Annotated in this window: 14 protein-coding genes; 3 read left to right on the forward strand and 11 right to left on the reverse strand. The window is 55.7% G+C overall.

The window, feature by feature from the left end; all coding sequences use genetic code 11:
• Positions 1 to 37: 37 nt before the first annotated feature.
• Entirely contained in the window at positions 38 to 1,006 is a 969-nt protein-coding gene (gene ybiB / locus PGR09_RS02975) for a DNA-binding protein YbiB (RefSeq protein ID WP_063414764.1), read from the forward strand.
• A 102-nt stretch (positions 1,007 to 1,108) separates the two neighbouring features.
• Here ybiB and ybiJ read toward each other — a convergent pair whose 3' ends face one another.
• The 4 genes from ybiJ to PGR09_RS02995 all read right to left on the reverse strand — a co-directional run bounded on the left by ybiJ (position 1,109) and on the right by PGR09_RS02995 (position 5,009).
• Positions 1,109 to 1,369, reverse strand: coding sequence for a DUF1471 family protein YbiJ (gene ybiJ, locus PGR09_RS02980; protein WP_047049127.1), 261 nt, complete (start codon positions 1,367 to 1,369; stop codon positions 1,109 to 1,111).
• A gap of 283 nt (positions 1,370 to 1,652) precedes the next feature.
• A complete protein-coding gene (locus PGR09_RS02985; protein ID WP_047049124.1) occupies positions 1,653 to 1,919 on the reverse strand; it encodes a DksA/TraR family C4-type zinc finger protein in 267 nt (88 codons plus the stop codon).
• A gap of 79 nt (positions 1,920 to 1,998) precedes the next feature.
• A complete protein-coding gene (ybiX, locus tag PGR09_RS02990) occupies positions 1,999 to 2,676 on the reverse strand; it encodes a PKHD-type hydroxylase YbiX (RefSeq protein ID WP_047049122.1) in 678 nt (225 codons plus the stop codon).
• 44 nt (positions 2,677 to 2,720) lie between these two features.
• Positions 2,721 to 5,009: a catecholate siderophore receptor Fiu gene (locus PGR09_RS02995; RefSeq protein ID WP_430915839.1), complete on the reverse strand. Its 2,289-nt coding sequence runs from the start codon at positions 5,007 to 5,009 to the stop codon at positions 2,721 to 2,723.
• Between the two features lie 67 nt (positions 5,010 to 5,076).
• On the opposite strand from PGR09_RS02995, the gene PGR09_RS03000 reads away from it, so the two are divergent.
• Positions 5,077 to 5,250 (forward strand): hypothetical protein, encoded by a 174-nt coding sequence (locus PGR09_RS03000; protein ID WP_155958909.1) that lies wholly within the window; start codon positions 5,077 to 5,079, stop codon positions 5,248 to 5,250.
• 112 nt (positions 5,251 to 5,362) lie between these two features.
• Here PGR09_RS03000 and PGR09_RS03005 read toward each other — a convergent pair whose 3' ends face one another.
• Both PGR09_RS03005 and PGR09_RS03010 read right to left on the reverse strand, forming a co-directional pair.
• Complete coding sequence (locus PGR09_RS03005) at positions 5,363 to 5,626, reverse strand: DUF1471 domain-containing protein (RefSeq protein WP_072251435.1); 264 nt, start codon at positions 5,624 to 5,626, stop codon at positions 5,363 to 5,365.
• Positions 5,627 to 5,784: 158 nt separating this feature from the next.
• The gene (locus tag PGR09_RS03010; RefSeq protein WP_047078435.1) at positions 5,785 to 6,399 is read right to left on the reverse strand and encodes a flavin reductase family protein; all 615 of its coding nucleotides are present in this window, start codon (positions 6,397 to 6,399) and stop codon (positions 5,785 to 5,787) included.
• Positions 6,400 to 6,496: 97 nt separating this feature from the next.
• Here PGR09_RS03010 and rlmF point away from each other — a divergent pair, with 97 nt between their 5' ends.
• A complete protein-coding gene (rlmF, locus tag PGR09_RS03015; protein ID WP_430915778.1) occupies positions 6,497 to 7,411 on the forward strand; it encodes a 23S rRNA (adenine(1618)-N(6))-methyltransferase RlmF in 915 nt (304 codons plus the stop codon).
• Here rlmF and ybiO read toward each other — a convergent pair.
• The 5 genes from ybiO to dps form a co-directional block, all read right to left on the reverse strand.
• The gene (ybiO, locus tag PGR09_RS03020) at positions 7,408 to 9,606 is read right to left on the reverse strand and encodes a mechanosensitive channel protein (RefSeq protein ID WP_430915779.1); all 2,199 of its coding nucleotides are present in this window, start codon (positions 9,604 to 9,606) and stop codon (positions 7,408 to 7,410) included. The genes rlmF and ybiO overlap by 4 nt on opposite strands.
• A gap of 111 nt (positions 9,607 to 9,717) precedes the next feature.
• Positions 9,718 to 10,440 (reverse strand): glutamine ABC transporter ATP-binding protein GlnQ, encoded by a 723-nt coding sequence (gene glnQ / locus PGR09_RS03025; RefSeq protein WP_045395036.1) that lies wholly within the window; start codon positions 10,438 to 10,440, stop codon positions 9,718 to 9,720.
• Positions 10,437 to 11,096, reverse strand: coding sequence for a glutamine ABC transporter permease GlnP (glnP, locus tag PGR09_RS03030; protein WP_045364618.1), 660 nt, complete (start codon positions 11,094 to 11,096; stop codon positions 10,437 to 10,439). The genes glnQ and glnP overlap by 4 nt, the downstream gene beginning before the upstream one ends.
• 125 nt (positions 11,097 to 11,221) lie before the next feature.
• On the reverse strand, positions 11,222 to 11,968 hold the full coding sequence (gene glnH / locus PGR09_RS03035; protein ID WP_015367580.1) for a glutamine ABC transporter substrate-binding protein GlnH: 747 nt from the start codon (positions 11,966 to 11,968) through the stop codon (positions 11,222 to 11,224).
• 390 nt (positions 11,969 to 12,358) lie between these two features.
• Entirely contained in the window at positions 12,359 to 12,862 is a 504-nt protein-coding gene (gene dps, locus PGR09_RS03040) for a DNA starvation/stationary phase protection protein Dps (protein ID WP_015367579.1), read from the reverse strand.
• Positions 12,863 to 12,885 lie beyond the last annotated feature (23 nt).

Raw genomic sequence — 12,885 nt, forward strand, 5'->3', positions numbered from 1 at the left:
CCGGTCGGCAAAGCATACCGCTGGAGGGAGCAAGTCGATGGATTACACCAAAATCATCAAAGAAGTCGGGCGTGGAAAGAATCACGCTCGCGATCTGGATCGGGAAACGGCCCGCGCGCTGTATACGCGGATGTTAAACGGCGAAGTCGGCGAACTGGAGCTGGGGGCGATCCTCATCGCGCTGCGCATCAAGGGCGAAGGCGAAGCGGAAATGCAGGGCTTCTATGAGGCGATGCAGCTACAGACTATCCGCCTGACGCCGCCGGTTGCTAAACCGATGCCTATCGTCATTCCCAGCTATAACGGCGCGCGCAAACAGGCCAACCTGACGCCGCTGCTGGCGGTGCTGTTGCATAAAATGGGCTTTCCGGTAGTGGTGCACGGCGTCAGCCATGACCCTACTCGCGTCCTGACGGAAACCATCTTTGAGCTCATGGGGATCCCGGCGACGACCCATGCCGGGCAGGCTCAGGCGCGTCTCGACGGCCATGAACCCGTCTATATTCCGATTGGCGCACTGTGTCCGCCGCTGGAAAAGCAGCTGGCGCTGCGCTGGCGGATGGGGGTGCGTAACAGCGCACATACCCTGGCTAAGCTGGCGACGCCATTTGCCGAAGATGCCGCGCTGCGTCTGTCGAGCGTCTCGCATCCGGAATACGTCGATAAGGTCGCGAAGTTCTTTACTGAAATCGGCGGACGCGCGCTATTGATGCACGGTACCGAAGGTGAGGTTTACGCCAATCCGCAGCGTTGTCCGCAAATCAATCTCATTGATGCGGCGGGGACGCGAGCGCTGCATGAGCGAGCCGATGAAAGCCAGCAGGACAAGGTGGCGCTGCCGGAATCTAAAGATCCCGAAGTTACCGCGCGCTGGATTGAGCGCTGCGTGAGCGGTAGCGAGCCGGTTCCGCAGTCGCTGAAAATTCAGCTCGCCTGCTGCCTGGTCGCCACCGGTCAGGCGACTTCGCTCGCCCATGGTCTGGCGCAGGTTGCCGAACGCTGGTAAACGGACAAAAAAAAGCCCGTCCGGTGGCTCGGACGGGCAAACAAGGGTATTTAAAAGGTCTTTTCAGGGTTAATTCAGTGGCATTTCAGAGTGTTGCTGCGATTATTTGTAGATAACCGCGGTACCGCTAACTTTGTTGTTGGTGTTAGCGGAGGTGATGCTGTAGCCGGTTGCGCCAGCGGCATCTGCTTTAGCAGCCAGTTTGGCTTCCAGACCATCCAGCGTCGTTGCGCCTTCAGCGGAAACAACACCGATTTTATTCATGCTTTCTGCCTGTGACGGGGTTACCGGCTGAGCGGCGAATGCGCCGAAGGACAGAGCGGAAAGGGCGATAGCAGCGGCAGCGTATTTGATATTTTTCATGATTAATTTCTCGCATTATGTTCTGTAGAGGACGATGTTCCGTCGATGTGATAAGTATCACGTTTTTTGCCGCGAGATAAAATCGAAGGAAATTCACAGTCTTCATCGAATTTTTTGAATAATGAATAATTTATTGAATATTAATAAATTATTTTCCGCTATTGCCGCGGGCGAGGGGTAAACTAATTGCCATGGCAACTAAAGGCACATTTTGCCACTTTTTTCGCCAAAAAACGTGCGCGAAAAGATAACGCGATCGGCGGTAATGAACGGTAAAGGAAGGTCAGCGTAGCTGGCTATCTTTGGAACCACGGCGATTATATCCTGAATATGTATTGTTATGTAAATCTTTATCCTGTTGGCACTTCACGCAGTATCTGACCCCGGGAATTGCCTTGCGCCGGGCCTCGGGAATCGGCTCTGCGCATTCTTCACAAAATTTGTTGCTCTCACCGCTTGGCAGCTCGCTACGGGCGCGGGCAACGGCATCGTTTACCGTGCTGTCGATTTGATCCTGTACGGCCCCATCGTTTGCCCAACCTGACGCCATGATGTGCTCCTCATCTCAATATCTGTTTAAAGTATAGAAAAGATGGGGGCAAAAAATGACCAGACAAGGTTTAGGTTGCTTAGATTTCCGACCATTCCCGCAGCAGGTTGTGGTACAGGTTGAGAAGCGACAGCACCTCATCGCTCTCGCCGTGGCGGCTCTTTAACTTCTGAATATTACCATCGAGCTCGAACAGCATTGCGCGACGCTTATCGTCGCGGATCATCGACTGGATCCATAGAAAAGAGGCGATGCGTTCGCCGGAGGTGACTGGAGTTACGCAGTGCAGGCTGCTTGAAGGATAGAGCACCAGATCGCCGGCCGGCAATTTTACCTTGTGCTGGCCATAGGTATCATTGACCACCAGTTCGCCGCCGTCGTAGCTTTGCGGATCGTTAAGGAACAGGGTGGCGGAGAGGTCGGTGCGCATCCAGCCGCCCTGACCGTGGCTGCGTACCGCGCCATCGACGTGAAAACCGTAGGTTTCTTGCTGCTGGTAGCGGTTAAACAGCGGGGTGGAGAGCGTTTTGGGTAACGCCGCGGCGAAGAACAGCGAACTGCGGTTCAGCGCCGCCTGGACCTTAGCCTGTAGCTCGCCGTATAACGCGCTGCGCGTATCGACCTGCTGATTGTTTTTTACCTGCGCCCCCTGGGCGCCGGTGGTCACGCGGCCGTCAACCCACTCGGCCTGCTGTAGCTGAGCGGCGAATTCGGCGACTTCCTGAGGCGTCAGGACGGCGGGGATATGGTACATCATGGCTCAAGCTCCTGAGAAAACGGGGCGTTTCCGCCCCGCATCGATTAGAAATGCACGTTAGCAGTTAACAGGAAAGTGCGTGGCTCGCCCGGGTGATAACGATAGCCGCTCTTGTTAATAGACGCGACGTAATTGGTATCAAACAGGTTATACACGTTCAGTTGCAGGTCGAGATTGCGATTAACCCGATAGCCCATTTTCGCATCCGCTACCCAATAGCCTTCGGTGTAGGACGGCGTGCCAACCGCGCCATCTTTGCCACGGTGCATGCTGCCAATGTAGCGGGCGCCGGCTCCGACGGAGAGGGCATCGGTGGCCTGGTACTGGCTCCAGACGGTAAAGGCGTGTTCCGGCGTATACGGCATTGAGCTGGTGCCATCCTGAGCGGCATCGGCGCCTTCACGGATCGTCGCATGCTGCTGGGTGTAACCGCCAATAACCTGCCAGTCCGGGGTAATATTACCGGCCAGTGAAATCTCATAGCCTTCGACCCGCTTCTTACCATACTGCGAGTAAGTACCGTCGTCGTTTTGTTCGACCTCGTTTTCTATATCGGTGCGGAACAGCGCCGCGGTCAGCAGCAGGCGCTTATCCATCAGTTCCCACTTGGTGCCCAGTTCGCTGGTCTTCGCTTTTTGCGGCTGGAAGTCGGTGCGGTTGGCGCTATTGCCGCTGCCGCTTTGGGCGAGGGTGAAGTTGCTACCGCCCGGCGGTTGTTGCGAGATTGCGTAGTTAACGTACACATTGCCGTTATCAGTCAGATGATACAGCGCGCCGGCTTTCCAGTTGACCAGGTTGCCGCTGGTAGAGGTGTCCACGGTGGTGACCGGCGTATCTTTAGCGACGCCGGTCGGGCAGGCGATGGCTCCACGACCGCTGCCGCCGCACAGGCTGGCGCTATCGTATTTGGTTTGATAGGTATCGAGGCGGATACCGCCGTTCAGCTCAAAATCGCGGGTGATCTGCAGAGTATCGAAAGCGTACAGGCCGAAGGTATCGGTCTGACCGTTGGCGTTAGCGCCGCTGCGGTTCAGGCCGCCGATCGAAATATCGCTATTCGGATGATAGATATTCACCGCCGGCGGGGTGATCGGATAGACGCCGTAGTTAGTCTGCGTTTCGCGGGTAAATTCTACCCCGGCGCTGACGTCATGGCCGACGGATCCGGTGAAAAATTTGCTCGTCAGATTGGTCTGGTTGGTTAGGATCTTGTTGCTGGTGTCTTTGGTGTTTGCCAGACGTGACCAGGTCCAGGTATTGACGTTATTGGGATCCGGTTGAGTAATGTTTGACGCGCCGCCCATGACCGCGGTCATCAGGTAATCCTGTTTCACCCGCGACCAGCGCGTGATGTTGCGGATCGTCGCGTTGTCATTGATATCGTGTTCGAAACGCATGGTCACGGTATCGGTGGTCGAGTCGTCGTAATCAGAGTCCGTACCGTAGAAGTTGCTGGTTGCGACTTTACCAGAGTGGTTCAGCGCATCGGTGGCGGTGTTTGGCGCCGAGTAGCCCGGCAGGCCGATGGTTGGAATACCGCCGTCCGGTGTATTGTGCTGGGTGACGTGCAGATAGTTCAGGTACAGGCGATTCTCAGTGCCGAGACCAAAGGCGACGGATGGCGCGATGCCGTAACGTTCATTTTTAACTTTATCGCGGCCGGCATCGTGGGTTTTCTCTCCCATCAGGTTCAGGCGCACGGCGCTGGTATCGCCAATGGCTTCATTGATATCGAGGGTGCCGCGGCGCATCCACGCGCTGCCGACGCTGGCGGAAGCATCGATCCCGGAATCCAGACGCGGCTGTTTGCTGATCATGTTGATCGATCCGGTTGGCGCGCTGCGGCCGTAGTCGGAACCCGATGGCCCTTTAATCACTTCAACCTGCTCGGTATTAAAGGTATCGCGAGTGACGCTGCCGATATCGCGAATGCCGTCGACATAGATACTGTTGGAGGTATCGGCGCCGCGCATATAGATGGTGTCGCCGGTGGTGGAGTTACCGTTTTCGCCGGCGAAGAAGGCGCCCACGCCCGGCACGTTTTTCAACGCATCGGTCAGGTTAGTGACGCCCTGGTCCTTCATGACCTGCTCTGATACCACCGTGACGGTGCGGGTGGTGTCGGCGATGGGGCGGGAGAATTTTGGGTCAGCGGAATGCGTTGGCGCATACAGCGATGGCGTTTGCGCTTCAACGACCAGGGTTTCGCCGCCTTTCTGTTCATTGCTGTCTGCCGCCAGTACCTGACCCGTCGGGGAGAGGCTCAGGCATAAACCGGTGAAAATCGTCAGTGAACGGAAACTGCTAAAAGGGAGATTGTTATTTTTTTCCATATCCATGAGCAACTTATAGTTTTAATTTGGCCCTGTTTCCCAACATCGTTGTATTGGCGGAAATGAGATGCGCCAATTAACGTCTGCCAGGGTGGGGCGCTTTGCCGATGCGACCGTAAACGGAGTCTGTCTCGTTTCGACCACTGCAGGTGTTCTTAACAATAGCAATGCGTTTGATAATGATTTTGATAACCATTATCAAACAACAGCGGATTTTTATCACTCATTTATAAAAAAATAAATACATTTGTTTACATGGGCTGCATTATTTATACATAAAGGGCAGAAAGCATGATATTCCACGGGTCGAAGTGGGTGTTTTTCGCCCCGTCAGGCTTAGTGCATCAAGCGCGCTATTTATAAATTATCGCGCTTCCCGCCAATTTATTACCGCCGCCGGCGGCGTTAATTCTCCAGGCGAGCGCGCCCTGCTGGTGGGCTTTTTGCGCCAACTGGGCCTGCAAATCGTCAAGGGTGCTGGCGCCGGAGGCGGATACGGTGCCGGACGGGCGAAGCGGACCGGTCTGGGTAAGCGCAGATTCAGGCGTGTCGGCCAGGGCATAGGAGGAGGGGGCGGCAAGCGCGATAAAGAGCAGCGAGAGCAGAGATGTTTTCATGGGTATATCCTCATTAACAGCATGGGACATACCTCAAGTATAGGCCGTTTCGCGAAGAGAATCAGGGTATAACCGGCGGGCAAACAATGGCTTTTTGTCTCACCGCACCTGTTGATGCGAACCCGGTGCGGTGAGGTACGGCGCGTCGGGATTCGCGGTCAGCGAGCGTCCGGACGGGTTAGATCGAAGCGCTGGCTTTCATCAATGCTGTAGTAGGCGGTTGGCCCGCCGGCGCGTAAAATCGGCTGCGCTTTCGCGGTTTGATAGATCCCGTCTTCCAGCAGCGACTCATCAATATGTACGGCGACCACTTCTCCCAGTACCAGCCAGCTATCAATGGCTTCGCCGCTGGCGCGCGTCAACTGAATACACTGCGACAGGCGGCATTCGAAGTGGACCGGGCTTTCCGCCACGCGCGGGGCGCGGACGATCCGGCTCGGCGCGGCGGTTAATCCGGCGCGCAGGAATTCATCTTCATGACGCGGAATGGAGGCGGAGGTTTCATTCATCGCTTCGGCGAGTGGCCGGGTAGCCAGATTCCAGACAAACTCTTTTGTTTCAACAATGTTCTGCACGCTGTCTTTCCAGCCGCCGCTGGCGAAACCGATGATCGGCGGCCGATAGTTAAAGCAGTTGAAGAAGCTGTAGGGGGCGAGATTACGTTGCCCTGCGCTATCGAGCGAAGCGATCCAGCCGATGGGGCGCGGCCCGACGATGGCATTCAGCGGGTCGTGCGGTAGGCCGTGGCCTTCGGCAGGTTGATAGAAGTACATAGAGCACCAGAAAGCGAAATAAGAAGATATCCAGACTCCCTTATTTACCGCGCCGCCGTCAACGGGTATCTTACGCGGCTGTTGAAAGGAGATTGCCATGAAAGCCGAAAAGCCGGGGTTGCACCCGCGTAACCGCCATCACCAACGCTATGATTTGCCAGCGTTGTGCCAGACTCATCCCGAGCTACAAAGCTACATCACCCTGAATCCGGCCGGTGAACAAACCATTGATTTTGCTAACCCATTGGCGGTGAAGGCGCTGAATAAGGCGCTGCTGGCGCACTTTTACGCGGTAAAACACTGGGATATTCCTGACGGCTTCTTGTGCCCGCCGGTGCCGGGACGCGCGGACTACATCCACCATCTGGCCGACCTGCTGGCGCAGGATAGCGGCGAGATCCCGAAAAATGCCACCATTCTCGATATCGGTACCGGCGCGAACTGCATCTATCCGCTGATTGGCGCGCATGAATACGGCTGGCGCTTCACCGGTAGTGAAGTGAATCCGCAGGCCTTTGTCAGCGCCCAGGCGATTATTAACGGCAACCCAGGACTGACGCGGCAAATTCGTCTGCGTCGTCAGAAAGAGGGTCAGGCAATCTTTACCGGGATTATTCATAAGAATGAAACCTATGATGCGACCCTCTGCAACCCGCCATTCCACGACTCCGCCGCCAGCGCGCGTGCCGGCGGCGAGCGTAAACGCCGTAATCTGGGGCTGGGGGAAGATAGCGTACTGAACTTTGGCGGCCAGCAGCAGGAACTATGGTGTGAAGGCGGCGAAGTGGCCTTTATTTCGCAAATGATCCGCGAAAGCCAGCAGTTCGGCCGCCAGGTTAAATGGTTTACCTCGCTGGTCTCCCGCGGCGATAATTTGCCGCCGCTGTATCGCCTGCTGACCGAAGTCGGCGCGGTGAAAGTGGTGAAAAAAGAGATGGCGCAGGGGCAGAAACAGAGCCGCTTTATCGCCTGGAGTTTTATGGACGACGCAAAGCGCCGCCGTCCATTTTAAGTCTCTGCCGCCGGGTTTGTGTTGCCCGGCGGCGGCAATACCTGCCAGGTTTGTACCGGCGCGCGCACGCCGGCGCGGTCGAAATGCTGCTTCACCTGGGTATCGAGGGCAAAGCGTACCGTCCACTGCTTCAGCGGCAGCGTCGTAAAGCTGACGCGTAAGGTAAACGCGGTATTGCTCAGCCCTACCAGCCCGGCGAACGACGGTTCGCCAATAATCAGCCCGCGGATCTCCTCCTGCGCCATCAGATCGTCTACCGCCGCCTTCAGCGCCTGATTGGCTTTATCCAGGTCCTCCTGCCTGTCGACATCATAGTTGGCGACCACCGAACCGATCCCGCGCACAAAGTTGGCGAAGGTGGTTATCGAAGACCAGGGAATAATATGGTACGCCCCGGTATCCTGGCGCACGCCCACCGAGCGGATCGACATCCGTTCCACCGTGCCGGTTAATGGCCCGATGGTCACCAGATCGCCGGTGTTCATCCCGTTCTCAAACTGGATAAAGATGCCGGTAATAATATCTTTGACCAGCGTTTGGGCGCCGAAAGAGATGGCCAACCCTAACGCCCCGGCGCCCGCCAGCAGCGGCGCGATGTTCACCCCGACTTCCGACAATAAGATCATTATCGTTATGGTGGTAATGACCACCGCCAGCGCGTTGCGAAACAGCGTCAGCAGCGTTCTGGCGCGAGCGCTGGGCAGCGGGCGTCCATGAATGTCCGATGACAGGCGGTTCTCAATCAGGCTTGCCAGTAGGGTCCAGCCGACGGCGGAGAAGAACAGGATTAGCGCGATACGAATCAGGACATCTACCGTTTTTTGCCCGGCATCATTGTGTAGCCATTGCTGAAAATCAAACAGTCCCCAAGCGCTCAGCAACAGCATCACCGCCACGCATACCGTCAGGATCCGCGCGGCTTTCAGCGAGGCGGAGATCCAGCCGTTGAGCCGCTTTTGCAGCTCCGGGTAGTGGCGTTGCGTTTCTGGCGACAGGGTGATGGTTTTGGCTATCCAGCGTGACAAAATACCGGATACCAGCGCCGCGGCGCCGACAATAGCCAGGCTACGTAGCGTCGCGCCCATCATAAATTTGAGGCTGTTGCCGGGGTCAAAGAGCGAAAAGAAGAACAGCACGATAAAGTAAGCGCAGGCCAGCCAGTGCCAGACCAGCGCAAAAGCGCGAATAAACAGGCTGAAGAAGGGCAGCGAGCGGTCGGCAAGATGGATAAGCCCCTGAGTGATGGCGCTTTTGTTGTGGAAAATCAGATACAGCGCCCACACCGTAATGCACAACATTATGATGACGTTGGCCAGCGCGCCAATCTGCACGTTAACCTGATTGGAGATAATCGGCACCGCTACGATCAGCCCGTAACCAATCAGGCTACTCAAGGCGCTGAGGCGTAAGTTCCAGTACGTTGCGTGTTCGTTGCTGATATTGAAGGGGCGTAAATCGGCAATCCGTGGGCAAAAAATCACTCGCAGGATGGCTTTAAAAAACTCGATCAGCGCGAAGGCGTTAAGAAACAGGCTTTGTTGAAAAGCAATGGTGCGGTTGCCGCCGTTTAAACGATCGCTTAACAGCTGCCCGATAAACAGCGTTAGCGCCAGCAGCAGCAGGTCGATGATGAAAGCGCCAGCAATGGTGGCCGGTAACTGCAGCCAGTTATTGCGCTCACGGTTTTTGTGCCTTCCCCAATGGCCCATTTTGCGATAAAGCGGCAGCGCCGCCAGGCGTACTAACCACCAGAAGGCAAATACCAGCCCGGCCAGCAGCAGGAAGTCGCCAGCGGCATTGCGAAACGCATCGGCATGGAAAGGCTTATGGGGTGAGCCGGTGATATTGCGCCATAGCTGAGAAAACCGCGACGACAGGCGCTCGCTATACTGACGACTTACTTCCGTCACGCTTTCCAGAACGGTTTGCTCGTCTTTAACTTCTGGCGGGGTCAGCGTGGGGGCGGCGGCAGGCGGCTGGGTGGCGGCGGCTTTACGCAGCTCATCGATTAACTCCTGCCGCGACTGCGGATTATCCAGCACGTCAGCTAATGCCGCCCAGGCGGCTTTTTTCTGTTCGAGGTCAGGCTCGCTGGCTGTGCTTTTGTCGGTTGTCGCCGCCGGTATGCCGGGCAATGACGCCGCCGACAGCGGAGAAATCCACAGCGCAGCGAGCAACAGTAGGATCCACGGCATGGGCGCCTCCATTGCATCTCAAACTGCTAAGTATAGAAGGGGTCAGACGAGGAGGAGCGTTGGGATGAATCTGGAAAGCGGCTCTCCCCTTGCCGGGGAGAGCCGGGCGCATCAGGCTACGTGCTGTAAAAACTCGCGCAGACGCGGGCTTGGCGGGTTCTTAACCAGAACCTGCGGGTCGCCGTCTTCGGCGATGCGGCCTTTATCGATGAAGATCAGCCGCGACGCCACTTTTTCAGCAAAGCCGATTTCGTGGGTTACGATGACCATCGTCATGCCTTCTTCGGCCAGGTCCTGCATGACTTTCAGCACTTCATGGCGCAGTTCCGGGTCAAGCGCCGACGTCGGCTCATCAAACAGCATCATTTTCGGTTTCACCGCCAGCGCGCGGGCAATGGCGACGCGCTGCTGCTGACCGCCGGAAAGTTCGGATGGATAGTGGTGCGCGCGTTCCGCGAGACCCACCTTCGCCAGCAGCTCTTTCGCCAGCGTTTCCGCCGCCGCCTTCGACGCGCCGCGCACGCGCTGCGGGCCGAACATCACGTTCTCCAGCGCCGTCAGGTGCGGGAACAGATAGAACTGCTGGAATACCATTCCGGCTTCCTGGCGAATTAAGCGCTCGTCAACTTTCGGGTCGTTCACCTTCAGGCCATCGACGATAAGATCGCCGCTGGTGATCTCTTCCAGTTTGTTGATGCAGCGCAGCAGCGTGGATTTACCGGATCCGGACGGCCCGATGATCACGACCACTTCACCTTTGTCGATCTTCAGATCGATATCGTGCAGCACTTTAGTCGGGCCAAAGTGTTTGGAAACGTTTTTAAATTCAATCACAGGATTTTCATCCTTCTTTCAAGACGACGCAGAATGAAGCTCAACACCAGGGTGATGATCAGATAAATGACGGCGACGGCGCTCCAGATTTCCAGCGCGCGGAAGTTGCCGGCAATAATTTCCTGGCCCTGACGGGTCAGTTCGGCGACGCCGATAACGATGAACAGCGACGTATCTTTGATACTGATAATCCATTGGTTACCGAGCGGCGGCAGCATACGACGCAGCGCCAGCGGCAGGATCACGTGGCGGATAGTTTCGCGACGGGAGAGCCCCAGCGCCAGACCCGCTTCGCGGAAGCCTTTGTGGATGGACAGCACCGCGCCGCGGGTGATTTCCGCGATATAGGCGCCGGAGTTGATCATGATGGTCACCACCGCGGCGGTGAATGGGTCGATGCGTAAGTCGCTAAACGCCATCGGTAGCGCGAAGTAGATGAACATCACCTGCACCACAATTGGCGTGCCGCGGATGATTTCAATAAATACCAGCGCGACGTGGTTGGCTATCCAACCGCCGAAACAGCGGGCGAAACCGGCCACCAGACCGATGATAAGGCCGCCAACCAGGCCGAGGACCGAAATCCACAGCGTCATTTTGGCGCCTTCCAGCAAAATAGGAATGGCGGGCCAGATGGCACTCCAGTCAAACTGCATAATGTGTTCCTGTTACTGTTACCGTGTCGAAAGCAGAGAAAGCCTCTGCGAATACGGCGCCGGGGAATGAAACCCTGGCGCCGTGGAGCCCGCGGCGGATTGGCCGCGAGAAGTAGGCCTAATTATTATTTTGGTTCAGTACCGAACCATTTTTTGTAAATTTCGTTGTAGGTGCCGTTTTCACGCAGCGTTTTCAGCGCGCCGTTCACTTTTTCGCGCAGTTCGTCGCTGCCTTTCGGGAAGGCGATACCGTAGCTTTGCGCTTCCAGCGATTCGCCTACCGCTTTGAACTTGCCCTGACCGGCGGTTTTAATGAAGTACAGGATGTTTGGCGTGTCGTGCAGTACCGCGTCAGCGCGGCCGGTGCCCAGTTCCATATAGGCGTTATCAATGTTCGGGAACTGGCGCAGATCTTTGGTTTTGATGTTGGCTTTCGCATAATCAACGGAGCCGGTGCCGCTCTTCACGGCGACCACTTTGCCGTTCAGATCTTTCACGTCTTTGATGTCATTGTTTTTCGCGTTCACCATCACCAGCAGGCCGCTTTTGTAGTAGCCGTCGGAGAAGTCGATTGCTTTTTTACGCTCGTCGGTGATGGTGATCCCCGCCAGCGCCAGATCGATGTTTTTGGTCTGCAGCGCGGGAATGATGCCGCTGAAGTCCATTGGTTTCAGGGTGTAGTCCAGTTTCAGCTCTTTGGCGACCGCGGCCCACAGGTCAATATCGAAGCCGACGTATTTATCACCTTGCTTAAATTCAAACGGAACAAACGCCGTATCGGTGGCGACTACCAGTTTTTTATCTGCGGCGTGAGACGAAACCGCAAAAGCCAGGGTCAGTGCAGCCAGTGACACTTTTAATACAGACTTCATAGTATTTCCTTTTTTATCCACGGGACGAGCCCCTGCGAGAACGTGTAGCCTAATGAAAAAATCGTGCCAGTTTTACAAGCCATTGTTTTTCAACAGGAGCTTTCATATCACTTGCACAATTTCGGTTATCCGATAAGGCAAATGCACCGTAACAGGGCGTCATTTTGGTGCAATATAAACGTAGCGAATAACCAGAGCATTTTTAACGCAAACCCTGATGGGAAAACAATCTTGCTGTAACGATTGTGTGAGGTGATTATTACAATTGTTTTACTTTAGTACGTATTGTGTACAAGGTGGTGCACCAAAAGAGGGCGAGCTAAGCGATTACGGGGGGAAGCGTGGGAGAAATGGAAAATGCCGCCAGCGGGCGCTGACGGCTGCGGACATTTATTCGATATTCGCTTCGATGAACCACAGGAATTTATCCAGGTCACGGGAAGCCGCGGTAAAGATATCGGCGGTGTCTTCATCCTTCGCTTCGCTGATCGCTTTACGCACATCATTGGCCACGATGGCATAACGGTCGGCCAGTTCTTTCAGATGTTCCTGAACGGTGTGAATATCCAGCGGGTAGCTTTTCAGCGGGCTTTTGCTGTTGATGACCTGAGTGGTGCCCAGAGCGACGCCGCCCAGTTGAACGGCACGTTCAGCCATCGTATCAAGGTGATCGGTGAGCGCAGTGCGGAAACCATCCAGCATTTCATGAACGGCAATAAAGTTGGCACCGCGCATATTCCAGTGGGCCTGCTTGGTAATCAGCGACAGGTCGATGAACTGGATCACCTGGCGATTCAGCAGCTCAACGGTAGCTTTCTTCTCGTTGTCTGCGACATCGTTACGGGTATAGAGCAGGTTAGACGCTTTAGTTTTAACCAGTTTTGCGGTACTCATAGTTTCATATCCTCTTGATATTG

Source organism: Klebsiella sp. 141251, assembly GCF_050600725.1.
Taxonomy (GTDB): domain Bacteria; phylum Pseudomonadota; class Gammaproteobacteria; order Enterobacterales; family Enterobacteriaceae; genus Klebsiella; species Klebsiella aerogenes.